The 24,793-nt window shown below is 72.8% G+C and carries 21 protein-coding genes and 1 pseudogene; 7 read left to right on the top strand and 15 right to left on the bottom strand.

The features are described from left to right. Positions 1-48 precede the first annotated feature (48 nt). On the top strand, positions 49-495 hold the full coding sequence (locus FZ046_RS11820) for a MarR family transcriptional regulator (protein ID WP_070356482.1): 447 nt from the start codon (positions 49-51) through the stop codon (positions 493-495). 4 nt (positions 496-499) lie between these two features. Here the strand turns inward: FZ046_RS11820 and glmS are convergent, their stop codons facing one another. Beyond that, positions 500-2,368 carry a glutamine--fructose-6-phosphate transaminase (isomerizing) gene (glmS, locus tag FZ046_RS11815; protein WP_149484249.1) on the bottom strand — a complete coding sequence of 623 codons (1,869 nt, stop codon included), beginning with the start codon at positions 2,366-2,368 and terminating at the stop codon, positions 500-502. Between the two features lie 96 nt (positions 2,369-2,464). Here glmS and FZ046_RS11810 point away from each other — a divergent pair, with 96 nt between their 5' ends. From FZ046_RS11810 to FZ046_RS11800, 3 genes and pseudogenes are all read left to right on the top strand, one after another. Then, entirely contained in the window at positions 2,465-3,310 is an 846-nt protein-coding gene (locus tag FZ046_RS11810; RefSeq protein ID WP_070355979.1) for a dienelactone hydrolase family protein, read from the top strand. Between the two features lie 53 nt (positions 3,311-3,363). Next, a pseudogene (locus FZ046_RS11805) lies at positions 3,364-4,403 on the top strand (LLM class F420-dependent oxidoreductase). A gap of 179 nt (positions 4,404-4,582) precedes the next feature. Continuing rightward, a complete protein-coding gene (locus FZ046_RS11800) occupies positions 4,583-5,953 on the top strand; it encodes a DEAD/DEAH box helicase (RefSeq protein WP_070355980.1) in 1,371 nt (456 codons plus the stop codon). Here FZ046_RS11800 and FZ046_RS11795 read toward each other — a convergent pair. Beyond that, positions 5,950-6,666 (bottom strand): SDR family oxidoreductase, encoded by a 717-nt coding sequence (locus FZ046_RS11795; protein WP_070355981.1) that lies wholly within the window; start codon positions 6,664-6,666, stop codon positions 5,950-5,952. The genes FZ046_RS11800 and FZ046_RS11795 overlap by 4 nt on opposite strands. 71 nt (positions 6,667-6,737) lie before the next feature. Between FZ046_RS11795 and FZ046_RS11790 the strand changes: the two genes are divergently transcribed. Beyond that, a complete protein-coding gene (locus FZ046_RS11790) occupies positions 6,738-7,613 on the top strand; it encodes a LysR family transcriptional regulator (RefSeq protein ID WP_070355982.1) in 876 nt (291 codons plus the stop codon). A gap of 1 nt (position 7,614) precedes the next feature. Here the strand turns inward: FZ046_RS11790 and FZ046_RS11785 are convergent, their stop codons facing one another. From FZ046_RS11785 to eccCa, 12 genes are all read right to left on the bottom strand, one after another. Further along, positions 7,615-8,805 (bottom strand): hypothetical protein, encoded by a 1,191-nt coding sequence (locus FZ046_RS11785; RefSeq protein WP_070355983.1) that lies wholly within the window; start codon positions 8,803-8,805, stop codon positions 7,615-7,617. A 3-nt stretch (positions 8,806-8,808) separates the two neighbouring features. Then, positions 8,809-9,117, bottom strand: coding sequence for a type VII secretion target (locus tag FZ046_RS11780; protein ID WP_070355984.1), 309 nt, complete (start codon positions 9,115-9,117; stop codon positions 8,809-8,811). 43 nt (positions 9,118-9,160) lie between these two features. Continuing rightward, positions 9,161-10,492: a phosphoglucosamine mutase gene (gene glmM, locus FZ046_RS11775; protein WP_070355993.1), complete on the bottom strand. Its 1,332-nt coding sequence runs from the start codon at positions 10,490-10,492 to the stop codon at positions 9,161-9,163. An 84-nt stretch (positions 10,493-10,576) separates the two neighbouring features. Continuing rightward, complete coding sequence (gene rpsI, locus FZ046_RS11770) at positions 10,577-11,038, bottom strand: 30S ribosomal protein S9 (RefSeq protein WP_456093939.1); 462 nt, start codon at positions 11,036-11,038, stop codon at positions 10,577-10,579. Positions 11,039-11,073: 35 nt separating this feature from the next. Further along, the gene (rplM, locus tag FZ046_RS11765) at positions 11,074-11,517 is read right to left on the bottom strand and encodes a 50S ribosomal protein L13 (protein ID WP_070355986.1); all 444 of its coding nucleotides are present in this window, start codon (positions 11,515-11,517) and stop codon (positions 11,074-11,076) included. Positions 11,518-11,671: 154 nt separating this feature from the next. Beyond that, positions 11,672-12,442, bottom strand: coding sequence for an ethanolamine ammonia-lyase subunit EutC (gene eutC, locus FZ046_RS11760; RefSeq protein WP_070355987.1), 771 nt, complete (start codon positions 12,440-12,442; stop codon positions 11,672-11,674). After that, positions 12,439-13,854, bottom strand: coding sequence for an ethanolamine ammonia-lyase subunit EutB (locus tag FZ046_RS11755; RefSeq protein WP_070355988.1), 1,416 nt, complete (start codon positions 13,852-13,854; stop codon positions 12,439-12,441). Before FZ046_RS11755 ends, eutC begins: the two co-directional genes overlap by 4 nt. 170 nt (positions 13,855-14,024) lie before the next feature. Next, positions 14,025-15,548 (bottom strand): aldehyde dehydrogenase, encoded by a 1,524-nt coding sequence (gene adh, locus FZ046_RS11750; protein WP_070355989.1) that lies wholly within the window; start codon positions 15,546-15,548, stop codon positions 14,025-14,027. A gap of 179 nt (positions 15,549-15,727) precedes the next feature. Then, positions 15,728-16,024 carry a WXG100 family type VII secretion target gene (locus tag FZ046_RS11745; protein ID WP_070355990.1) on the bottom strand — a complete coding sequence of 99 codons (297 nt, stop codon included), beginning with the start codon at positions 16,022-16,024 and terminating at the stop codon, positions 15,728-15,730. 30 nt (positions 16,025-16,054) lie between these two features. Beyond that, positions 16,055-16,378 (bottom strand): WXG100 family type VII secretion target, encoded by a 324-nt coding sequence (locus tag FZ046_RS11740; RefSeq protein WP_070355994.1) that lies wholly within the window; start codon positions 16,376-16,378, stop codon positions 16,055-16,057. A gap of 85 nt (positions 16,379-16,463) precedes the next feature. Beyond that, positions 16,464-17,243, bottom strand: coding sequence for a type VII secretion-associated protein (locus FZ046_RS11735; RefSeq protein ID WP_125939843.1), 780 nt, complete (start codon positions 17,241-17,243; stop codon positions 16,464-16,466). Further along, a complete protein-coding gene (gene eccCa / locus FZ046_RS11730) occupies positions 17,240-20,773 on the bottom strand; it encodes a type VII secretion protein EccCa (RefSeq protein ID WP_407664461.1) in 3,534 nt (1,177 codons plus the stop codon). The genes FZ046_RS11735 and eccCa overlap by 4 nt, the downstream gene beginning before the upstream one ends. Before the next feature lie 109 nt (positions 20,774-20,882). Here eccCa and eccD point away from each other — a divergent pair, with 109 nt between their 5' ends. Next, on the top strand, positions 20,883-22,139 hold the full coding sequence (eccD, locus tag FZ046_RS27860; protein ID WP_070355992.1) for a type VII secretion integral membrane protein EccD: 1,257 nt from the start codon (positions 20,883-20,885) through the stop codon (positions 22,137-22,139). After that, positions 22,136-23,467 carry a type VII secretion-associated serine protease mycosin gene (mycP, locus tag FZ046_RS11720; protein ID WP_246182970.1) on the top strand — a complete coding sequence of 444 codons (1,332 nt, stop codon included), beginning with the start codon at positions 22,136-22,138 and terminating at the stop codon, positions 23,465-23,467. The genes eccD and mycP overlap by 4 nt, the downstream gene beginning before the upstream one ends. Here the strand turns inward: mycP and eccB are convergent. Further along, the gene (gene eccB, locus FZ046_RS11715; RefSeq protein WP_070356393.1) at positions 23,402-24,754 is read right to left on the bottom strand and encodes a type VII secretion protein EccB; all 1,353 of its coding nucleotides are present in this window, start codon (positions 24,752-24,754) and stop codon (positions 23,402-23,404) included. The two genes, mycP and eccB, sit on opposite strands and share 66 nt — an antisense overlap. Between the last annotated feature and the right edge of the window lie 39 nt (positions 24,755-24,793).

Below are 24,793 nucleotides of genomic sequence, written 5' to 3'. Positions count from 1 at the left end.
AGTATCTGCATCATGCAGATACTTACTGAAGCAGTCAAAGGGTGGCCGGTGGGCGGACGGGACGCGAGGCGCGATGCGATCGAGGCGTTGGCGGGTTGGCAGGTGCTGGTGGCGCAGTTCAACGATCTGGTGGCGCGGTCACTCGGCGTGACGCCGACCGAGACGCACTGTCTCTACGTGCTGAGCCGGTTCGGCCCCTCGTCACCGAGCGAACTGGCCCGACGCATCAATTTGACCAGCGGCGCGACCTCTCGAATGCTCGACCGGTTGCTCGCCGCGGGTTACATCACCCGCAACCCCGACCCGCGCGACCGCCGCCGGGTGGTCATCACTCCGGCCGGCGACGGCATCGACCGGATCGGCTCGCTGTACGAGCCACTCAATGCCGAACTCGCAGCACTGCTCTCAGAGTTCGACGACGACGCACTGGCCGCGCTGGCCGGCTTCGCCCGGGCCGCCGAGGCCGCGACCGAACGTCACATCCAGGCGCTGTGAGGCGCTACTCGACGGTGACGGATTTGGCGAGGTTGCGGGGTTTGTCGACGTCGTAGCCGCGGGCTTGGGCGACGCCGGCGGCGAACACCTGCAGCGGGATCGTCGACAGCAGCGGCTGGAACAGCGTGGAGACCGCGGGGATCTCGATGAGGTGATCGGCGTAGGGCGCGACGGTGTCGTCGCCCTCCTCGGCGATGACGATCGTGACCGCGCCGCGGGCCTGGATCTCGCGGATGTTGCTCAGCAGCTTGGAGTGCAGCGTCGCGGCGTTCTTGGGCGAGGGCATCACGACGATCACCGGCAGGTCGTCCTCGATGAGCGCGATCGGGCCGTGCTTGAGTTCACCGGCCGCGAAGCCCTCGGCGTGCATGTACGCCAACTCCTTGAGCTTGAGCGCACCCTCCAGTGCCACCGGGTAGCCGACGTGACGGCCCAGGAACAGCACCGTCGACGACGAGGCGAAGCGGTGCGCCAGGTCGGTCACCGGGCCCATGCACCCCAGCACCTGCTCGACGCGGCCCGACATCGACTCCAGCTCGTGGTACTCGCGGGCCACCTCGTCGGGGTACTTGGTGCCCCGCGCCTGCGCCAACGCCAAACCCACCAGGTAGTTCGCCGCGACCTGCGCGAGGAACGTCTTGGTCGACGCCACGCCGATCTCCGGCCCGGCGCGGGTGTAGAGCACCGCGTCGGCCTCGCGCGGGATCTGGCTGCCGTTGGTGTTGCAGATCGCCAACACCTTGGCCTTCTGCTCCTTGGCGTGCCGCACGGCCTCCAAGGTGTCGGCGGTCTCGCCGGACTGGCTGATGGCGATCACCAGCGTGCTGCGGTCCAGCACCGGGTCGCGGTAGCGGAACTCGCTGGCCAGCTCGACCTCCACCGGCAGCCGCGTCCAGTGCTCGATGGCGTACTTGGCCAACAACCCGGAGTGATACGCCGTGCCGCACGCGACGATGAACACCTTGTCGATCTCGCGCAGCTCCTGATCGGAGAGGCGCTGCTCGTCGAGCACGATGCGCCCGTCGGCGAAGTGACCCAGCAGGGTGTCGGCCACCGCCGTCGGCTGCTCGGCGATCTCCTTGAGCATGAAGTACTCGAAGCCGCCCTTCTCGGCGGCCGAGAGGTCCCAGTCGATGTGGAACGGGCGGGCACGATCGGAGGCGTCGTTGCCGGCGAAGTCGGTGATCCGATAGCCCTCGGCGGTGATCACCACGGCCTGATCCTGACCGAGTTCCACCGCCTCGCGGGTGTGCTCGATGAACGCCGCGACGTCCGAGCCGATGAACATCTCACCGTCACCGACACCGACCACCAGCGGCGTGGAGCGCCGCGCGGCGACGATCGTGCCGGGATCCTCGGCGTTGGCGAACACCAGCGTGAAGTGGCCCTCCAGCCGCGGCAGCACCGCCATCACCGAGCCGACGAAATCACCCGCGCACGGGCCGTGGTGGTACTGCCAGGACACCAAGTGCACCGCCACCTCGGTGTCGGTGTCACTGGCGAACTCGACGCCGGTGGCCTCCAGCTCGGCGCGCAGCGCCGCGAAGTTCTCGATGATGCCGTTGTGAACCACCGCGATCTTGCCCGCCGCGTCGCGGTGCGGATGCGCATTGCGGTCGGTCGGCCTGCCGTGGGTGGCCCAGCGGGTGTGCCCTACGCCGGTGCTGCCGACCAGCGCGTCGGCGTCCGCCGCGGCGAGGGTCTCCTCCAGGTTGGCCAGTCGTCCGGCGCGCCGCTCGACGGTCAGTCCGCCATGGCCGTCCAGCAGGGCGACGCCCGACGAGTCGTAGCCGCGGTACTCCATCCGGCGCAGCGCGTCGACGACGATGTCGCGGGCAGGGCGCTGCCCGACGTAGCCGACGATTCCACACACGCGCTCAAGGGTAGTGCAGGCACCGCGTCTCGCCCGACTCCTGCACGTGAGCGCACTCGGCAGCTCTCGACCCCGGCCGTGGGATAGGTTCATCGCGTGGCCAAGACCAAGAAGCTGTTCGCTTCCTTGACCAAGCGCGGCCCGCACCGCGTCCTGCGCGGTGACCTGGCCTTCGCGGGTCTGCCCGGTGTGCTGTACACCCCGGAGAGCGGCATGAACCTGCCCGCCGTCGCGTTCGGGCACGACTGGCTGGCGCACGGCGGCCGGTATTCCGGCCTGCTGGAGCACCTGGCGTCCTGGGGCATCGTCGCGGCGGCGCCAACCACCGAACAGGGCGTCGCGCCCTCGGTGCTCAACCTGGCGTTCGACCTGGGAAGCGCGCTCGACGTCGCCTCCGGCGTGCGCCTGGGCACCGGCAAGATCAGCGTGCACCCCACCAAACTCGGCGTCGCTGGTCACGGCTTCGGCGGATCGGCCGCCGTCTTCGCCGCGGCCGGGATGCCCGACCGGGTCCGGGCCGTCGCCGCACTGTTCCCGTCGGTGAGCAGTCCCCCGGCCATCCGGCCCGCCGCCGGCCTGCAGGTGCCCGGCCTCATCCTGTCCGACCCCGGCGACCCGGCGTCGCTGCGGTCCAACGCCGTCGAACTCGCCCGGGTGTGGCGGCCCGCCACGCTGCGCGCGGTGACGAAGGTCAAGGCCGGCGGGCTCATCGAGGGACGCCGGCTGGGCCGCGTCGTCGGATTGCCCGGCGCGCACCGCGGGACGCAGAGGATCGTCCGCGCGCTGCTCACGGGGTACTTGCTGCACGAGCTGGCCGGCGACAAGACCTACCGCGACTTCGCCGACCCCGACGCCGTGCTGCCCAGGACCGAGATCCTCGACCCCTTCGCCGACGATCCCGTCGCGCTGGAGAACAAGGTGGTCGCGCTCCTCAAGCCGTGACGGGCGCCCCAGCGCCCAACCAACTGGTTGATCAGCCGTGCTATAACACTTCCATGCGCACCGGCATCTTCCTCAGCTACGCGGGCGGTTTCCGTGAGGCCGCCGACCAGGTCGTCGAGTTCGAGAAGGCCGGCGTCGCATCGCCCTGGTCGCCGAGGCCTACTCCTACGACGCCGTCAGCCAGCTCGGCTACCTGGCGGCCAAGACCTCCACGATCGAACTCGCCTCCGGCGTCGTGCCGATCTACACCCGGACCCCCGCCCTGATGGCGATGACGGCCGCCGGGCTCGACTACGTGTCCGACGGCCGGTTCCGTCTCGGGCTGGGGACGTCGGGGCCGCAGGTGGTGGAGGGTTTCCACGGTGTCCCCTTCGACGCGCCGCTGGGCCGGACCCGCGAGGTCGTCGACATCTGCCGCCGGGTGTGGCGGCGGGAGAACCTCGACTTCGCAGGCAAGCACTACCAGGTGCCGCTGCCCGCCGACCGCGGCACCGGGCTCGGCAAGTCGCTGCACCTCATCAATCATCCGGTGCGCGAACGCATTCCGATCACCATCGCCGCGCTGGGGCCCAAGAACGTGCAACTGACCGCGGAGATCGCCGAGGGCTGGCAGCCGGTGTTCTTCCTGCCGGAGAAGGCCGACGAGGTGTGGGGCGACGCGCTGCGCGCCGGCTCCGCCAAGCGCGACCCCGCCCTGGGCCCGCTCGAGGTGTTCGTGTCGGCGACCCTGGCCATCGGCGACGACGTCGACGACCGGCTGGCGTGGGCCAAACCCCAACTGGCGCTGTACATCGGCGGCATGGGCGCGCGCGGCAAGAACTTCTACCACAGCCTGGCCACCCGGTACGGCTACGGCGAGGTCGCCGACCGCATCCAGGATCTCTACCTCGCCGGCAAGAAGGCCGAGGCGATCGACGCCGTGCCGGACGACCTGGTGCGTAGCGTCTCGCTGGTCGGACCGCGCGGCTTCGTCGCAGAACGCCTCGCGGCCTTCGCCGCGGCGGGCGTGACGACGATGCTGGTGCATCCGATGGGCGTCGACGCCGACGAACAGCGGCGCTACGTCGAGGAACTGGTTGCGCTGGCCCACTAGCGGTCGAAGGTGACGCTGGTCTCCTTGCTTTGGGGCGCGGCCAGGGTCTCCGTTACAGTGGTCACAGCGGCAACGTCTGTTCTGCCTCTTGCCGCTTCTTTCTCGTTCATACCGAGCGCCGCGGGAGAAGCCCGCGCCGGGCAGAACGACCACGCGAACTTCGAAAGTCGAATCACTTCATGCCTTCATTCGCCGACCTCGGGCTGCCCGAGGCCGTCACTTCCGCGCTCGCTGCCAAGGGCATCGAGCAAGCGTTCCCCATCCAGGCCGCCACGCTGCCCGACTCGCTCGCCGGCCGTGACGTGCTGGGCCGCGGCCGTACCGGCTCCGGCAAGACCTACGCCTTCCTGCTGCCGGTCGTCGCGCGGCTGTCCGCCAACCGCCGCACGCCGGTGTCGCGCAAGCCGCGCGCACTGATCCTCGCCCCCACCCGTGAACTCGCCACCCAGATCGAGGCGTCGCTCGCCCCGCTGGCTGCGGCCACCGGCCTGTCGTCGGTCACGGTGTTCGGCGGGGTGGGCGCCCAGCCGCAGATCGACAAGCTGCGCAGGGGCGTCGACGTCGTGATCGCCTGCCCCGGCCGGCTCGAGGACCACGTGCAGTCCGGCCACGCCGACCTCTCGGCCGTCGAGATCACCGTGCTCGACGAGGCCGACCACATGGCCGACCTCGGCTTCCTGCCGCCGGTCAAGCGTCTGCTCGACCGCACCCCGCGCGACTGCCAGCGACTGCTGTTCTCCGCCACCCTCGACGGCGGCGTCGACGTCCTCGTCAAGCGGTACCTGCACGACCCGATCGTGCACAGCGTCGACTCCGAGCAGTCGCCGGTCGCCGCCATGGTGCACCACGTGCTGCACGTCGACGGTGCCGCGCGCTTCGACGTCCTCGCCGACCTCGCCGCGTCGCCGGGCCGCACCATCGTGTTCGCCCGCACCAAGTACGGCGCCAAGGGCCTTGCACGCAAGCTCAATTCGCGCGGCGTGCCCGCCGTCGAGCTGCACGGCAACCTGTCGCAGAACGCCCGGACGCGCAACCTCGGCGCCTTCTCCGACGGCACCGCCGCGGTGCTGGTGGCCACCGACATCGCCGCGCGCGGCATCCACGTCGACGACGTCAACCTCGTCGTGCACGCCGATCCGCCGGTGGAGCACAAGGCCTACCTGCACCGCTCGGGCCGCACCGCCCGTGCCGGCTCGGACGGCACCGTCGTCACCCTGATGCTCGACGACCAGGTCTCCGACGTGCGCGCCCTGACCCGCAAGGCCGGCGTCAAGCCGACCATCACCAAGTTCAGCGGCGCCTCGCACCCCGTGCTGCAGGAGATCGCCCCCGGTGAGCGCGTCTTCAGCGGCGCCATCGCGCTGGAGACCCCCGCCGAGCCGAAGGCCCAGCAGCCGTCCGGCAACCGGCCCCGTCGTTCCGGTCGGCCGCGCAACGGCTCCGGTCGCGGACATGCGCCGGGCGGCAACGCCGGTGGCGGCTCGCAGGGCCGCCGCGGCGGCAGTGGCTCGCGCCAGTCCCGCGGCAGGCAGCAGACCTCCGGCCGCTAGACGAGCAGGGTGCCGCCGTCGACCACGAGAACGGTGCCGGTACCGAACGTCTGCTCCATGCAGTACACGTAGGCCAGCGCTGCGTCGGTGACGTCACCGACGCGGCGCAACGGCAGCTCCCGCTCCGCTCGGGCGAACATCTCGTCCCGTGCGTCGGCGTCGAGCGCGTCCCACAGCGGTGTGCGGACCACGCCCGGCGCGACGGCGTTGACGCGTATCGGGGCGAGTTCGAAGGCCAGTGCCGTCGTCGCGGCGTTCATCGCGCCGCAGACGCTGACCGGAAGAACGCCGAAACCCGGTGTATGCGCTGCGGTTCCGGACGTCAACGTGATCGACCCGCCAGCAGAGACGTGCGGGGCGAACGTCCGGACCGCGTTCAGGGCCCCCACGAAGCGGGTCCCGAAGAACGCCGCCACCCGGTCGCCCGACAGCTCGGACAGCCGCGTGAACTGCAACGGATCCCCCGCGGTGAAAACGACGTGGTCCACGTCGCCGATGCGCTCGGCGGCCGACGCGAGCGCCGCGTCGTCGAGCAGGTCGACGGTGAGGCCGACGGCGCCCGAGGGCAGTGTCTCGAGTGCGCGGTCGACACTGGCCTGCCTGCGCGATGCGACGATCGGCACGGCACCGCGCTCAGCGGCGAGTTGGGCGACGGCCAGCCCGATGCCGGATGTGCCGCCGATGACGAGGACGCGGGAGTTCTGCAGGCTCATGACACCAGCGTCGCCCGGTGGCCGTCCCTCCGTCCAAGACCCTTTCCGTCTCTCGGCGATACCCTGTGGGTATGGCCGCCGATCTGGACCTGCGCAAGCTGCGCTACTTCGTCGCGGTTGCCGAGGAACTGCACTTCGGCCGCGCCGCCGCGCGGCTGCACATCGCACAACCCGTCCTGTCCCGGCAGATCCGGACGTTCGAGCGGGAACTCGGTGTGCCGCTGTTCGACCGCGGCTCGCGCGGCACCACGCTGACCGCCGAGGGCCGGCAATTGCTCGCGGACGGGCGGTTCCTGCTGGCCGAGGCCACCGGCGTGCAGCAGCGACTCGGCCGCCTGGCCGGGCCGCTGCGCACGATCACCGTGGGTGTGCTCCCGGGTCTGCTCGCGACACCCGCGGTGCGCGCCTACGAAGCCGGCGCGCCGGGTCGGCGGGCCCGGGTGGTGCAGGTCGGGTGGGGCGACCAGGTGCAGGCCGTGCACCGCGGTGACGTCGACGTCGTCTATGCGCGCGAGCCGTTCGACCACCGCGGGCTCGCCGCCTCCGCACTGCTCGAGGAACCCCGCGACGCACTGCTCTCGAGCGCAGACCCGCTGGCCGGGCGGACGTCGCTGCGGCTCGCCGACCTCGCCGACCGGCGTCTGCTGCAGGATCCCGCCACGGTGCCGGAGTGGTACGCGGTGGCGACCCCGGCGCAGCGGCGGGCCTCGGCGACGACGTCGGTGTCCACCGTCGAGGAGAAGCTCGAACTGGCCGCTGCCGGTGCGGGATTCGCGGTGCTGCCGCGGTCGACGACGCGGTTCTATCACCGTCCCGACGTCCGGGTGATCCCGATCGACGACGTCGAGCCCAGCCGGGTGATGCTGATCTGGGACGCCATGACCTCCGATGCGGACCGCGACGCGTTCATCGCGGTGGCGCTCGCCTGCGGCGATCAGTGCCTCTGACTCACTGACCCACCCGCGGTAGCTCCTCGGCCGCGATCTCGCACGCCGTCGGCGCCGCAGGCACGCCGTCCGCGGCAGCCTGCGGCGGCGCGGGAAGCGGTGTGGGCGGCAGGGTTTCGGCGGTGTCGGGAGCGGGCGGCGGGTCGGCGACGGCGTCGGGCGCCGGTGGCTCATGGGGCGCGTCCTCCCCCTCGTCGGGGGCGTCCTCCCCCTCGTCGGGCGCGTCCTCCCCCTCGTCGGGCACGTCCTCGTCTTCCTCGTCGCTGGGCTCGTCGTCTTCGTCGTGGACCGTTGCCTCCAGGTCCGGCTCCTCCAGGTCCGGCGGCTCCACGTCCTCCAGGTCGGGCGACTCGAGTCCCGCGCCGGGCTGCCCGCCGGCCCCGAGCAGACTCCCGATGACGTCGGCGACCTGCTGCCCGATGCCGCTCAACCCACCGAGTCCGCCCATCCCCGACCCGCTTCCGAGACCGGAACCACCACCGAGACCGGATCCACCGCCGAGACCCGCCGCGCTGCCCAAGCCCGGCGTCTCGCCGCCGGCGGGAGCGCCCACGGGCCCGGACTCCAGCCGCGCGATCGCCGCGTCGAAGGCCGATTCGATCCGCGCGAACGACGCCTGCATCTCGGCGAGCAGATCGGCACCGACGTCGCTGTCGACGAACGGCTTGACCTGCTGGTCCACCAGCTCGCTGGCCGCGGCCAGGTCGCCGGCCCCGGTCGTCACGGTCCGCGCCGCGTCGAGCCACTCCTGCCGCCGCCCCGCCGGGCGGTCGTCGACGTCGAGGACGGCATCCACCTTGGCGTCCACGGCCGACCACAGTTCCTCGCGCAGCGTCGCAGCGGCGTCGGCGGCCTGCTGCAGGGCGTCGCGCACCGCGGTGGCGGCGATCTGCTGCCCGGCCAGCGCGTCGTGCGCGGCCACCGCACCGTCACCCGACCACGCGGACTGCAGCCGATCGGCCAGCACACCCTGCCGGCGCACCGCATCGTCCACCTCGACGGCGGCCGATGACAGTGCCATCGAATCCGCCTGCAATGCATTCAGATTCATGCCGGCTTCGGTGTCGTACCACTCGCGGAGCGCTGCGTCGCTCGGGCAGCCGTGCCCGAGGTTCCGGCACGCGGCGAGGTAGCTGCCGGTGTTGTCGATGCCGGGCTGGCCCTGCGCCAGCCGGCCGGTCACGTCGGCCACCCGTCAGCCCAACCGGTGCGCCGCGTCGGCGTCGGCGCGGGCGTAACGGCCGGCCGAGGTGCGCAGCGCGGACGCCACCTGCGCCGCATCGTCGGACCAGCGGCGCAGCGCGTCGTCGAGCATCCCCGTCGCCGCGCGGAAGCGGTCACCGCGCGCCGCGTGCGCGCGGCCGGCGGTGGTCCCGTCGAAGGCGAGCCCGGCCAGATGCCGCCGTGCGGCGGTCACCGACGCGGCGACGGCGTCGAACCCGTGGGCGACGTCGTGCAGTACCGCGACGTCGACGCGCGCGGGCAGCGGAGCAGAGGGTCCCATGTAGAGGTTGGACGCAGTCCGACCCCGTTCGGTTCCCCTGCGGTCAGCTTTGTTCGCTCACCGATTCGGCGACGCGGGCGGCTACCAGGCGCGCGGTGTCCTCATCGGCGGCCTCCACCATGACCCGCACGACTTCCTCGGTTCCCGAAGGACGCAACAGGATTCGGCCGCTGTCACCGAGCTTGGCCTTCGCATCGGCGACGGCCGTGCGCACCGACGGCGCCTCGGCGACGGTCGCCTTGTCGGCCACTGCGACGTTGATGAGCACCTGCGGCAGTGTCCGCATCGGCCCGGCGAGGTCGGCGAGGGACCGGCCGGTCTGCGCCATCCGGGACAGCAGCCGCAGACCCGTGACGATGCCGTCGCCGGTGGTCCCGAATTCGGGCAGCACGACATGCCCGGACTGCTCGCCGCCGAGGGCGTATCCGCCGGCCCGCAGCTCCTCGAGCACGTAGCGATCGCCGACGCTGGTCGTGCGCACCACGATGCCGGCGTCCCGCATCGCCAGGTGCAGGCCCAGGTTGCTCATCACCGTCGCGACCAGCGTGTCCGAGACGAGTTCGCCGGCCTCGTGCATCGCGAGCGCGAGGATGACCATGATGGCGTCGCCGTCGACGGCGTTGCCGTCCGCGTCGACCGCCAGGCAGCGGTCGGCATCGCCGTCGTGCGCCAGGCCGAGGTCCGCGCCGTGGGTGCGGACCGCCTCCTGCAGCACCTCCATGTGCGTCGAGCCGCAGCCGTCGTTGATGTTGAGCCCGTTGGGTTCGGCGTTGATCGCGATGACGTGGGCGCCGGCAGCGCGGTAGGCCGACGGCGCGGCATGCGACGCGGCGCCGTGCGCACAGTCGACCACGACGGTCAGTCCGTCGGCACGGTGGGTGACGGCCTTCGCGGCGTGGACCAGGTAGCGGTCCAGCGCGTCCTGCGCGTCGAGCACGCGGCCGATCCCCGCGCCGACCGGCCGGGTCGCGGGACCGGTGCGGACGAGGTCTTCGATGCGGTCCTCGGTGGCATCGTCGAGCTTGTGCCCGCCGTGGCCGAAGATCTTGATGCCGTTGTCCGGCATGGGATTGTGCGACGCGGAGATCATCACGCCGAACTCGGCGTCGTAGGCCTGGGTCAGGAACGCGACGGCCGGGGTGGGCAGCACGCCGACGCGCAAGGCGTCGACGCCCTCACTGGTGAGGCCGGCGATGACGGCGGCCTCCAGCATCTCGCCGCTGGCTCGCGGGTCCCGTCCGACGACGGCCACCCGGCGGGGGCGCCCCGACGTGCCGAGCCGCGCGGCGGCCGATCCCAGCGCCAGCGCGAGTTCCGCGGTGAGGTCCCGGTTGGCGACGCCGCGGACGCCGTCGGTGCCGAACAGTCGAGCCATGCGTGCCTCTCCTAGAAACACCACGAGCAGTGCGCCACCGACGATTCGGTAGCGCACTGCTCGGAGTGAACAGCGATGTGCAGATCAGCGCTTGCTGTACTGAGGCGCCTTGCGGGCCTTCTTCAGACCGTACTTCTTGCGCTCGATGGCACGCGGGTCACGCGTGAGGAAGCCGGCCTTCTTCAGCGCCGGACGGTCCTCGGGCTGCAGCACGATCAGTGCACGCGCGATGGCGAGGCGCAGCGCGCCGGCCTGCCCGGAGGGGCCGCCACCGTCGAGGTGGGCGTAGATGTCCACCGTGTCGACGCGGTCGACGGTCACCAGCGGCGCCTTGATGAGCTGCTGGTGCACCTTGTTCGGGAAGTAGTCCTCCAGCGAACGGCCGTCGAGTTCGAACTTGCCGGTGCCGGGCACCAGGCGCACCCGCACCACGGCCTCCTTGCGGCGGCCGACGGTCTGGATGGGACGGTCGATGTAGACGGGCTCGCGGACGGCGGCTTCGTCGTCGGCGTAGGTCTCGGTCACCTCGGCCGGAGCCTCGGTCACGTCGGCCTCGGGGGTATCGGTCACGTCGATCTCGGTCACTGCGCCACCTGCTTGATCTCGAACGGAATCGGCTGCTGCGCGGCGTGCGGATGCGTCGGGCCCGCGTAGACCTTCAGCTTCTTCTGCACCTGCCGGCTGAGCTTGGTGTGCGGCAGCATCCCGACGATGGCGTTCTCGACGACGCGGGTCGGGTGCTTGAGCAGCAGCTCGCCGATCGTGCGCCGACGCAGACCACCGGGGTAACCCGAGTGGCGGTAGGCGAACTTCTTGGTGAGCTTGTCGCCACCGATGGCGACCTTCTCGGCGTTGACGATGATGACGAAGTCGCCACCGTCGACATTGGGCGTGAACGTCGGCTTGTGCTTGCCGCGGAGCAGCTTGGCTGCTTCGACGGCGAGCCGGCCGAGCACCACGTCCGTGGCGTCGATGACGTACCACGACCGCGTGGTGTCACCCGCCTTCGGCGTGTACGTAGGCACAGCGCTACCTGTCTTTCTCTCGGGTTGGGTCCCGGGGTGAGCCGGGGGCCGGTCTGACGTGCGCTTCGGGTGTGCCTCGGCGACCGGCGTGGACCCGAGGCGACCGTCGACCCGAGGGCCTGCGCACGCCAACGTGGCAGCTTACCCGGGGTCGTCAGCGCAGGTCAAAACGCGCGTCGCCGGGGATCTCGAGGCGCGAGGTGTCCTTGAGATCGACCCCGGACCGGCCCAGGCGCAGCGCCCCGCCCAGCAGGCCCGCCGCGATCCGTGCGGCCTCGCCGTAGCCGAGCCCGCCGGGCGGGTGGATGTTGGAGATGCAGTTGCGGTCGGCGTCGGTGCGTCCGACCCGCGGCAGATGGGTCAGGTAGATGCCGAGACTGTCGACCACGCTGAGCCCCGGCCGCTCGCCGATGACGACCAGCACCGTGCGCACGCCCATCGCCTCGGCGACGTGGTCACCGAGCGCCACCCGGGCCTGCGTCGCGATCACCGGCGGCGCCAGCCCGTACCGGGGGCCGAGGTGTTCGGCGAGCGCGGCGAGCAGGCCGGGCCCGTGCGCGGCGAGTGCGGTCGGCGACAGCCCGTCGGCCAGCACGATGCCGACGTCGGCTCCGGTGTGCGGCACCGTGGACAGATCGGCGGGCAGCCGGCCCAGGTCGGGACGCCGCAGGTACTCCCCGCGCGAGGTGGCCCGGCTGCGCACCACGGCGGGTTCGCCGAGGCCGACCGCGGCGACGGCGTCGGCGAGCGCCGCGACGTCGAGCGGCACGTGCACGGCATCGCGGGCCGCGGCGTGCGCGGCGGACAGCTCGAGGACCTCCCGGCTGGGCAACCCGTTGCCGGCGCGGCCGAGCCCGATGCGGGCCTGCGTCGAGGCGCGCAGCTCGTTCCAGAACGCCTGTGCCTCGACGTCGCGGGACGTCACGACGCCTCCGCCGCGGCCAGCGCGCGCAGCGGCGAGCGGGTGACGTCGAGCGGCGTCACCTGGCCGGCGTCGTCCATCATGCCGACCGACCGCAGCCACGCCTCGAACTCTGGCGCGGGCCGCAGCCCCAGGGTGCGGCGCGTGGTCAGCACGTCGTGGAAGCTCAGGCTCTGGTAGCCGAGCATGACGTCGTCGGCGCCGGGCACCGTGATCACGAACGACACCCCGGCCGCGGCGAGCAGCGTCAGCAGCGTGTCCATGTCGTTCTGGTCGGCCTCGGCGTGGTTGGTGTAGCAGACGTCGACGCCCATCGGCAGGCCGAGCAGCTTGCCGCAGAAGTGGTCCTCGAGCCCGGCGCGGATGATCTGTCTGCCGTCGTACAGGTACTCCGGGCCGATGAACCCGACGACGGTGTTGACCAGCAGCGGCTGCAGGTCGCGTGCCACCGCGTAGGCGCGCGTCTCCAGGGTCTGCTGGTCGACGGGCCGGCCGCCGGTGCCCAGGTGCGTGCCCGAGCTCAGCGCCGAACCCTGCCCCGTCTCCAGGTACATGACGTCGTCGCCGACGGTGCCGCGGCCCAGCGACCGAGCGGCCGCATTGGCCTCGCGCAGCACCGCGAGGTCGACCCCGAAGGCCGCGTTGGCGCCCTGGGTGCCGGCGATGGACTGGAAGACGAGGTCGACCGGGACACCCTGCTCGATGAGCCCGATCGTCGTCGTGACGTGCGAGAGCACGCAGGACTGCACGGGGATGTCGTAGCGCGCACGGATGGAGTCGAGGAGGTGCAGCAACTCGGCCGTGGCGTGCGGCGAGTCGGTCGCCGGGTTGATGCCGATGACGGCGTCCCCACAGCCCAGCAGCAGCCCGTCGAGCACCCCGGCGGCGATGCCGCGCGGGTCGTCGGTCGGGTGATTGGGCTGCAGCCGGGTCGCCAGCGTGCCCGGTGCGCCGACGGTCGTGCGGAATGCCGCCGTCACGGACGTGGCGGCGGCGACGGCGATGAGGTCCTGATTGCGCATGATCTTGCTGACGGCCGCGGCCATCTCGGGGGTGAGGCCGGGTGCGACGGCGGCGATGCGGCGGGCGCCGTCGTCACGGGCGGCCGCGTCGAGCAGCCAGTCGCGCAGGCCGCCGACGGTCAGGTGGCCGACGGCCGTAAACGCCTCCCGATCGTGGCCATCGATGATCAGCCGGGTCACCTCGTCGGTCTCGTACGGCACGACGAGTTCCTCGAGGAAGGTGCGCAGCGGCACGTCGGCCAGCGCCCAGGCGGCGGCGGCGCGTTCGGCGTCGCTGTGCGCGGCGCAGCCGGCGAGCTGGTCCCCCGATCGCAGCGGGGTGGCCTTGGCCATCAGGTCGACCAGACCGTCGAACTCGTGGGTGACGCCGGCACGGCGGTGGCGAAACTTCATGACGCTCCTCTCGGCGCTGGTCGCCCGCCTCGTCGCGGCTGTCGAAAGTGAATCCAAAGGTAGATGATTAGACCATTGAATTCGGCCGACCGCTTCCCGAGCGGAACGGCGAAGGCCCCGGCGCGCAGCGCTGCGCACCGGGGCCCGTCGTCTCGGGAACCGTCAGCGGATCAGAAGAAGCCCTGGGCCTTGTTGCTGTAGCTCACCAGCAGGTTCTTGGTCTGCTGGTAGTGATCGAGCATCATCTTGTGGTTCTCCCGGCCGATGCCGGACTGCTTGTAGCCGCCGAACGCCGCGTGCGCGGGGTACTGGTGGTAGCAGTTCGTCCACACTCGGCCGGCCTTGATGTCGCGGCCGGCGCGGTAGGCGGTGTTGCCGTCGCGACTCCACACGCCGGCGCCCAGGCCGTAGAGGGTGTCGTTGGCGATGCGGATGGCGTCGTCGTAGTCGGTGAACGACGTCACCGCGACGACCGGGCCGAAGATCTCCTCCTGGAACACCCGCATGGAGTTGTTGCCGGTGAAGATCGTCGGCGCGACGTAGTAGCCGCCGTTGAGGTCACCGCCCAGCTCGGCGCGCTCGCCGCCGGTGACCACCTGCGCGCCCTCGCTCTTGCCGATCTCTATGTAGGACAGGATCTTCTCCAGCTGGTCGTTGGAGGCCTGCGCGCCGATCATCGTCTCGGTGTCCAGCGGGTCGCCCTGGCGCACGGCCTTCGTGCGGATCGCGGCGAGGGCGAGGAACTCGTCGTAGACGTCGGCCTGGATGAGGCTGCGCGACGGGCAGGTGCACACCTCGCCCTGGTTGAGCGCGAACATCGTGAAGCCCTCGAGCGCCTTGTCCTGGTAGTCGTCGGCGGCGGCCATGACGTCGTTGAAGAAGATGTTCGGGCTCTTGCCGCCCAGCTCCAGGGTGACCGGGATGAGGTTCTGGCTGGCGTACTGCATGATCAGCCGGCCGGTGGTGGTCTCACCGGTGAACGCGATCTTCGCGATGCGGTTGCTCGACGCCAGCGGCTTGCCGGCCTCGACGCCGAAGCCGTTGACGACGTTCACGACGCCGGCCGGCAACAGGTCGCCGATCAGCTCCATCAGGTAGAGGATCGACGCCGGGGTCTGCTCGGCGGGCTTGAGCACCACGGCGTTGCCGGCGGCCAGCGCGGGTGCCAGCTTCCACACCGCCATGAGGATCGGGAAGTTCCACGGGATGATCTGGCCGACGACGCCGAGCGGCTCGTGGAAGTGGTAGGCGACGGTGTCGTCGTCGATCTCGCTCAGCGACCCCTCCTGCGCGCGGACGGCGCCGGCGAAGTAGCGGAAGTGGTCGATGGCCAGCGGGATGTCGGCGTTGAGGGTCTCGCGGATCGGCTTGCCGTTGTCCCACGACTCGGCCAGGGCGATCGACTCGAGGTTCTGCTCGATGCGGTCGGCGATCCGGTTGAGGATCAGGGCGCGCTCGGCGACCGGCGTCTTGCCCCAGGCGGGTGCGGCGGCGTGGGCGGCGTCCAGGGCCTTCTCGATGTCCGACTCGTCGGAGCGGGCGATCTCGCAGAACGGCTGTCCGGTGATCGGCGTGGGGTTCTCGAAGTATTGGCCCTTGGTGGGGGCGACCCACTGGCCGCCGATGAAGTTGTCGTAGCGCGGCTTGAACGACATCAGGGAGCCCTCGGCTCCCGGGCGGGCGAACGTGGTCATGCGTGGTCTCCTACCTCGGTGCTGCGGGTCGGCCGAGAATGTGGCCGTCGTCACTCACCGTACGGAGCCAAGCGTTGCAGCACGGTTGCAACCGACGAAGTGTCCTGCCGACGTGCCGGTGACCGTGCGGCCCCGCGAGTCCTCTCCTCCTCGCGGGGCCGCACGCGTTCGTGGTGGGGTCAGGCGCCCCACGCGGCGGCGGCGCGCCGGTCGGTGGCCGCGACGTCGTCCGCGCCGTCGCGGACCGCGTTGCCGAGCCGCAGCAGGATGTCGTTCAGCGCGGCCGCCGACCGATCCCACCGGGCCTGCTCGACGGCGTAGGCCGCGGCGGCCTCGCGCGTCCACACGGCGGTCAGCGGCGCGATCTGGGTGCGCAGGTCATCCAGTGCAGCGTTGAACCGGGCCGACGTGGCGTGGATCTGCTGTCGGACGGTGTACTCGATCTGGTCGAAGTCGTAGGACAGAACCGGGTCCATGGGTGCTCCATCTCGTGGGTGCGGGTCGGGTTACAGGGATGCCGCGGACGCGGCGATGGTGTGCGCGTGCGCCTCGCCGGCCGCGCGTAGCGTGCGCTCGTTGCCGCGCATGGTCTCGGCGATGCGGGCGAGCGCCGAGTGCAGGGTGAGCGACTCGGCGTTCCACCGGTCGACCACCTCGACGAAACGGGCGGCGGCCACGCCACCCCAGACCGAGGACGGCACGGCCGTCATCTGGCCGATGAAGGACGCGAGCATGCCGCGCACCTCGTCGTTGCGGGCATCGATGCGGTGGGCGACGGCGGTCATCAGGTCGAGATCGGTGGTCAGTGCTGCACCGTGCGGGGTGGTCATGCCGTCCTCCTGGAAGGTCTGGTCGGTGGTCTGCATACTTGGACGCAGCGGCGCGCCGTTCGGTTCCGTTGTCGGCGAATCGAATTCATGGGACGACCTCGCGCGCGGTGCGCACGGCGTGCACACAGTCCTCGCCGGCTCCCTGGCAGCCGATGGCGATGCGGGTGCGGGTGGTCAGCACCAGCGTCCAGTCGATGCGCCGGTCCGGCCGGCTCTCGCGGTAGACGATCGCCGGGCGCTCCGCGACCGTGGTCGCCGGCTGGAAGTCGCTGAAGACGCCGTCTGGTTGCTCGTCGAGCGCGGCGCGGACGACGTCGGCCGCCACGGGCAGCGGCTGCCCGGCCGGGATCGGCGACTGCGTGACGTGCAGGGCGACGGCCGGGTCGGTCGGCGACGTGACCTGGACCCGCGCCGCGCCCGGGCCGCCGGTGATGCGTTCGGTCCGCCACCCGGCCGGCACCTCGACGGTGATCCTGCCCTCCACCAGCCAGGTGCGCGGCGCGGCGGGCGCGTCGCCCACCGAGGTCACCGCGCCGACCAGAGCCATCACGGCGACCGACGCGACGCCGATGCCCGTCGGCGCCAAGCACTTCCGACGCCGCGGCTGCTCCGGCTCCGATTCCTGTGAACCCACCCGGTGCACGTCGACGCACCGCCGCCGCAGCCGGTTCGTCAGCTCGTCGACGAGGTCGCCGGACGGGTCGTCGATCGCGACGCGCATCGCGTCGCCGACGAGGTGCAGCACGGTCTCGATGTCCGCGGACGGCGTGTCGGTCCGCGGCACGGTGTCGTGCGGTGCGTCCCCGCGCCGCACCGTCACCGCGTCCCCCGTCACCGCCACCCGCGCCGTGTGCTCGCGTGTCATGGCGGATCCGTCCACGCCACCTGCACCAGCTGATCGGGATGTCCCGGCCGCACCAGGGTGCCCCGCCCGGGCGGCTGAGCGGCGGGACGCACGGAGCCGAACAGCGGGCCCTCGTCCGGCCGGGCGCTCATCGCGAAGCCCGCGGCACCGAGGTCGCGCAGCCGCGACAGCACCGGGTCGAACATCGCGCGGGCCGCGCCGCCGGCACGGCGCGCGAGGATCACGTGCAGCCCGACGTCCACGGCGTGCGGCAGCAGCTCGGTCAGGCCGGACAGCGGATTGCCGGTGGCCGCGTCGGCCAGCAGGTCGTAGTCGTCGACGACCACCCACGCCTCGGGACCGCTCCACCAGGACCTGTCGCGCAGCTGCCGCTGGCTGACCTCCGGCCCGGGCAGCCGGGTTCGCAGCAGTGCGGCCAGCGCGTCGACGTGGTCGCGGGCGACGGCGGCCGAGGTGGCGTACGCGACGTCGGGGCCGTCGACGAGGCCGAGGTGCGTGCGGCGCGGATCGACGACGAGGAGGCGCCCTCCTCCGACGCCGCGCAGCACCGTGCGCAACACCGCGCTGCGACCGCACCCGCCGTCGCCGAGGACCAGCAGGTGCGGGTGCCGCGAGACGTCGAGGGCCACGGGTAACAGCTCGGCGTCGCCGATGCCGAACGGGACGGCGCCGGCGGGGGCGCCGCTCACGTCGACGTAGTCGACGCGGGTGGGCAGTAGCCGGACGCGGGGCGCGCGCCACGGGCCGTGCTCGCGCACCGAGCGTTCCGCCACCGCGGCGAAGGCACGGTCGACCTCGTCCCCGTCCCCCAGCTGCGGTGTCGCGACGACGAATTCGTGCCCGGCGCGGGTGATGCCGTGGCCGGCAGGCCGGTCGGCGAGCGTGCGTGCGGCGATCCGGTGCAACTCCGATTCGGCGGGGTCACCGAGGCGTAGCTCGATGCGGGTGGCGAGCTGGTCCTTGAGCGCGGGACGCAGGTCCGCCCATCGCGCGGTGGTGAGGACGACGTGCACGCCGACGGCGAGGCCGTGCCCGGCGAGCGCCGTGACGGCCTCCTCGAGCCCGTCGACGTCGCGCCGTGCAGCGGCCCAGCCGTCCACCACCAGCAGGACGTGGCCGCCGTCGTCGCCCCCATCGGTCTGCCGCTGCCGCACCAGCTGTTCGACGTATCCGACGATGCGGCGTGCCAGCGCCGGTCGAGACCGGCCGGCGACGGCGCCCACGTGCGGCAGCGCGGCCGTCGCGCCGAGCGCGCCGTCCCCGAAGTCCAGCGCGTAGATGCGCACGTCGCGGGCGGCGTGCCGCGCGGCGAGCGCGAGCAGCAGTGTCAGCACGGCGGTGGTCTTGCCCGAGCGCGGTCCGCCGACGACCGCCACGTTGCCGCCCGCGCCACGCAGATCGGCGATCAGGACGTCGCGGCGTTGCTCGAAGGGCTTGTCCAGCAGACCGATCGGCACGACGAGGTCGGGCAGGCCGGCATCGTCGAGCAGCGTCCCGAGCGGTGGTGCGGCGTCGAGCGGCGGCGACCACACCCGGTGCGCGGGCCGCCCCCGTCCGGCGAGGCGGCTCAGCACGGTGGCGAGGACGGTGTCGGCGCTGCGTCGGACCGCTTCTCCGTCGGCAGGCGGAGCCGCGGTGAACAGCGTGGGCCGGGCTGATCGGGCTGAGGCGCCGTCGTCGACCTCGACGCCGTCGGAGACGTAGGCGGCGCGGAACCGGGTGAGATCGCCGTCGGCGGTCTTGAGGTAGGCCAGGCCGGGCCGGTGCGGCAGGGTGTGGGCGTCGGTGCTGCCGAGCACCGCGCGTGATTCGGCGGCCGAGAACGTCTTCAGCGCGATCCGGTACGACAGGTGCGACTCCAGCCCGCGCAGTCGGCCCTCGTCGAGGCGCTGGCTGGCCAGCAGCAGGTGCATGCCGAGCGAGCGTCCCAGCCGGCCGATCGCCACGAACAGTTCGGCGAGGTCGGGCTGCTGGGTCAGCAACTCGGAGAACTCGTCGACCACGATGAGCAGGACCGGCAGCGGCGGCAGGGCCACCCCGGCGGCGCGGGCCCGGTCGTAGTCGGCGATGCCGGCGAACGCGCCCGACGTGCGCAGCAGTTCCTGGCGGCGGGTCATCTCGCCGGACAGCGCGTCGCGCATCCGGGTGACGAGGTGGGCCTCGTCGGCGAGGTTGGTGATGACCGCGGCGACGTGCCGCAGCCCCTCGAAGCCGTGAAACGTTGCGCCGCCCTTGAAGTCGATCAGCGCGAGGTTCAGCGCATCCGGCGAATGGGTGGCCACCAGGCCGAGCGCCAGCGTGCGGAGCAATTCGGACTTGCCCGAGCCCGTCGCGCCGATGCACAGCCCGTGCGGCCCCATCCCGCCGTGCGCCGCCTCCTTGAGATCCAGGTCCACGGGCCGACCGTCGTCGGTGACGCCGATCGGGACGCGCAGCCGTGACCGGCCCAGCCGGGGCCGCCAGGCGAGCACCGGGTCGAGGCGCGCGGGATCGCCGACGCCGACCAGGTCGGCCCAGCGCGGCGCCGTTGCGAGCCGCGCGGCACCGTACGGATCGAGCGCCGCCAGTCGACGCGCGCACGCGAGCGCCGCCGGGCGCGACAGCGCGTCGAGGCTGACGACCGCCGGCCACGGGTCGTCGTGGTCCGCGATGGCCAGCACCGTGACGTCGTCGGCGTCGTCGGGCACGGGACCGCCGTCGATCACGACGACGGTGTGGGCGGCGGCGGTCTGGCGGGCGCCCGCGTCGCGCTGGTGGGGCAGCCACTTGAGCCAGTCCCATTCCGGCGTCAGCGGTCCGCGGATCCGGACGTCGGCGGGATGGTGGAAGACCGCCAGCTGGCACAGCAGCGCCCGCGCGAGATCCCGCGACGACGTCAGCCGGCCGTGCGCGCGCAGGTCGACCGTCACCGGCAGCTCTGCGACGGTCGCCCGCTCGGCGGTGAGCCGCTCGACGGCGGCGGCGGTCAGCGGGTCGCCGTCGGGCCGCGGCGTCGGCACCAGCGTGGTGCTCAGCGGCCGGTGACCCAGGCCGATGCGGACGTGGCAGAAGTCCGGGTCGGCAGCCCGGCGCTCCCAGGTCCGTCGGCCACCCACCACGGACCACAGCGTCCGCGGGTCGGGGTGTTCCCAGTGTTCCCGAACCCGTTGCCGCTCGGCGGTTCTCGCGACAGCGTCGTCGACCGCGTCGACGTAGCGCAGGTAGGTCGCGCGCGACTCCTGCAGTTCGGCGACCCGCCGCGTGCCGCGCATGCCGTAGGCCACCGATCCCAGCGCCGAGACGCCCATCATCACCGGGAGCAGCAGCGCCAGCGGTCCGCGCGAGGCCTGCCCCGAGGTGAGGAACAGCGCCGCCATGCCGAGCGCCGCGACCAGCATCACCACGGGCAGCACGCGGGCCAGCGGGCTGGTGGGCGTCGCGCGCGGCAACTCCGGTGGCGCGTCGAGCACGACGTCGCCCTCGTCGATCGGCGGGCCCGGCAGGCGGCCGGGACGTATGAGTTCCATCGACTGCTTGGACGCAGCGCGCACCCATTCGGTTCCACCGACTTTGGTGCGCACGAGTGTCCCCGGCGTCGGTTAGCGTGTCGGTCGGGGAGCTGAGTGCGTGACTGGGGGGTACTCGATGTCGTTGTGCCGATTGTCGATTCACGTCGACGACGGGGACGCCACCACGGTGGACGTCGCGCTGCCCTCCGGCGTCGCCGTCGCCGAGCTGTTGCCGACCGTGGTCGACCTCGCGGGTCGGGCACCCACCGCACACGGCGTGCGGTGGCGCCTGGCCGACCTGGCCGGCGCGCCCGTCGACGACACGGCGACGCTGCGGGACAACGACGTCCGCGACGGTGACATCCTGGTGCTCGCCGTCGACGTGCCGGCTCCGGTGTTGCCGCGCAGCTGGGATCCGCCGCGTACGGTGGCTGCGACGGCGCCGGACGTCGCGCGCCCGCCGTCGGGCTGGGGCGGCACGGCCACGATGGTCGTCGCCGCGGTGGCGGTGGTCGTCGCCGGGATGCCCGCGCAGGGTCGCTGGGTGGCGCTGCTCGCCGCCGCGTTCGCGGCGTGCGCGGTGACCGCGAGGGCCGTTGCGCAGGGCGGTGTTCCGTCGGGCTGCGCGGCGGCAGCACTCGGTGCCGCGAGCGGTGCGCTCGCCGTGCCCGCGGGCCCGGCACCGCCCAACGTCCTGTTGGGCGCCACGGTGGCGGCGGTGCTGGCCGTGCTGCTCATCCGGCGCCACGGAGCGCGCGCCGCGTGGGTGGCGGTAGCGGCATGCGCGTCTCCGGTGGCGGTCGCCGCGGGGGTCGTCACGGCGTGGCCGCAGCCCACCGCCACGCTCGGCGCCGTGCTGGCGGTGACGGCGCTAATGACGCTGGGCGCGGCGGCGCGACTGGCCGCCGCGATCACCGGGTTGCACCCGGGACGGATGGGGGCGGACGTGGGCCGCGCCGCGATCCGCGCGCACGGCGTGCTCGACGGCTTGGTCGCGGGCAGCGCCGTGGCCGTGACCGCCGGCGGGGTGACGGTCGCGCTCGCGACGCACGGGACCGGCTCGGCGGCGGCCGCCGTGGCGTTCGTCGCCGTCCTCGCCGTCGCCGTGGGTTTGCGACGGCGCGTGCACGCCGACCACGGGCGTCGCACTGCGTTGGTCGTGGCTGCATACTGCTGCGCGACAACGGCTCTCGCCGGCGCGGTGGCCGGTTGGCCGGACGACGCTGCTTACGTCGCCGCCGCCGCGCTCGTCGTCGCGGTGGCGCTGGCATCGGTCGGGGGCACCGCGGGAGCGGTCGGCCACCGTGCGCTCGACGTCGTCGAGTGGGGCGCGTTGGCCACGGTCCTGCCGACGGCGTGCTGGGTGTGCGGCGTGTACGCCGCAGCGCGGGGTTGGCATCCGTCGTGACCGCGCGCCTGGCCGCGCTGGCGGGAGTGGTGCTGCTCGTCGCCGCACCGGTGCCGCCGGCGTCGGCGACCGTGCCGCCGGTGGTCGACGGCGCGGCGCTGCCCGCGCCGGGTCCGCCCTCGCCGCCTGGCCGCACCGAACAGGTCGACGCCTGCCGCTCCGGCGGCACCGCGGAGCCGGGACGCCCGCAGCTGCCCCGCGCCGAACGCGACGCGCTGTGGCAGTTGTCGCGTGGCGCCGGTCAGACGGTCGCGGTCATCGACACCGGCGTCGCGCGGCATCGCCTGCTGCCCCGGTTACGGCCCGGCGGCGACTTCGTGTCGACTGGAGACGGCACCTCGGACTGCGACGGCCACGGGACGGTGGTGGCCGGAATCATCGGCGCGGCGCCCGACGGCGAGGCTTTCGCCGGCATCGCGCCGGACGCCGACATCCTGGCGATCCGGCAGTCCAGCAGGATGTTTCGTCAGGTCGGTGACACCGGCACGGGCGTCGGCGACGTCCTGACCCTCGCCCGTGCGGTGCGTGCCGCGGCGGATGCGGGCGCCACGGTGATCAACGTCTCGACGGCGGCCTGCGCCCCCGCGGGCGACGGCCTCGCCGACGGGGCGCTGGGCGCGGCGCTGGCCTACGCCGTCGACGTCAAGAACGCCGTCGTGGTGGCGGCGGCGGGCAACACCGGCGGTGTCGACGGCTGCGACGGACGCAATCCGGTCACCGGCCCTCCGGACTGGGCCGGCGTCGAGGTGGTCGTCAGCCCGGCCTGGTACGACGACTACGTGCTCACCGTCGGCTCGGAGGACCGTGATGGGCGGCCGTCGGACTTCACACTCGCCGGGCCGTGGGTGGACGTGGCGGCGGTCGGACGCGAGGTGCTGTCGCTCGCGCCCGACGGCGACGCGCTGACCGGCGTGACGCCCGGCGGGTCGGCACCGCTGTCGGGCACCAGCTATGCCGCGCCCGTGGTGTCCGCGGTCGCGGCGCTGATCCGTTCGCGCGCACCGCACCTCACGGCACGGCAGGTGATGCAGCGGCTCGAGGACACCGCCGTGCGGCCGCCTGCCGGCTGGGACCCGCGCGTCGGCCACGGCGTCGTCGACCCGCTGGCCGCCGTCAGCGGTGCGGCGCCGTCCCCGCCGCCGGCCGCCGCGGTGGCCGTGCTGGTGCCGACCGCACCCGGGGCGCCGGCGACGCGGTCGCGGACCGTGGCGTTCGGCGGCGTGGCGGCGTGCCTGGCCGTGGCCGCGGCGGCCGCGCGATGGTCACGGCGCCGCGGCCGCGCCAGCGACGGCGGCCCGGTCGACGCCGAGTTCGGGTCCGCGCGGTAGCCAGGCGAGGACGGGCCACGGCGCGGCGGTGGGCGTCTCGGCCAGCCCCAGTGCCCGTGCGGCGTCGTCGCCGCCGACGCCGTGGATGGTCCCGGTGTCGGTGACGAGGTAGCGCGGGCCGGCGTCGTCGCCGCCGAGGATTCGCGTCGCGGTGACGTAGGCGTGCCGCCCCGGCGGCAGGGCCACCCGGTCGACGCGCGGGCCCGCCCCGTCGGCCTGCGCGAGCGGCGTGGTGTCGGCATCCAGTCCGGCGCCGACGAGAACCGTCGTCGCCGGGCCGTCGGCCCGCCAGCGCGCACAGACGGTTACCGAATCACGTTGTCCCACGACGTCGGTGGCGTGGTCGGGTAGTGAGTCCAGTGCCAGCCGGTCGACGACGGCGGTCGCGGCGATCGCATCCGGTGCGACACTCGGGATCGCGCTCGTCGATGCCGCGTAGGCGAAGCGGATGACGTCGGCGGCCACGACGCCGATGCGCTGCACGCCGTCGCGCAGCACGACGTAGAGGTCGGTGCCGCCAAGGCCGGCGACTTGCACGACGCTTCCCACCCGCACGCCGAGCGGACCGGCGCTGCCCGCACCGGCGATGCGCGGCACGCTGATCGGGGCGGTCTCCGGGACGGTGTCCAGCAGCGCCCGCGACACCGGCACCGGCGTCACGCCGTCGAGACGCAAGGCCCGGACGACCGCAGGCTCGCGCAGGTCGACCCGCGACCGGTGTCCGGCACGCAGGAGGAACGTCTCGGCGATCGCTTCACCGCGGGGTGTGACCAGCACGGTGCGTGCCGGGTCGAAGCCGGACGTGGCGTCGACGCCGGCCAGCACCGTCGTCTCGGCGCCGTCGCACACCGTCCATTCCGGCCAGGTCGCCGGCTCCCCCAGACTCGCCGGGGCGTCGGGGATGCCGAGTCGCGGTCCCCGCCGTACGCGGTCGAGTGCCTCCTGGCCCACCACCGTCGGATCGGCCGGAGTACGGGCGATCAGCCGCGCCGACGCGAGGTTGGGGGCGGGATGCCAGACGTCGCCGACCCGCACGTACAGCGCCCCGGACTCGCGGACGAGCACGATGGGCGAGGCCCCGAGGTCACCCCGCGGCGCGACGAACGAGAGCACCACGCAGACGACGACCACGACGGCGCCGAGCAGACCGCCACACAGCAGCGCCTGGGTGTGGGCGCGCATCGGGTCGTCGTACAGTCCGACGTCGCGGCGCACCAGGGCGTGCTCCATGCGGCGCGCGGCGAACCGCTGTGCGCTGACCCGAACCCAGGTCGCCTCGTGAGCCATCGTCCCCCCGGTTCGACCCTAGTGGCCGTGGAGCACCGG

Origin of the sequence: Mycolicibacterium grossiae (assembly GCF_008329645.1) — a bacterium.
Lineage (GTDB): Bacteria > Actinomycetota > Actinomycetes > Mycobacteriales > Mycobacteriaceae > Mycobacterium > Mycobacterium grossiae.
This window is presented reverse-complemented; position numbering and strand designations above follow the sequence as displayed.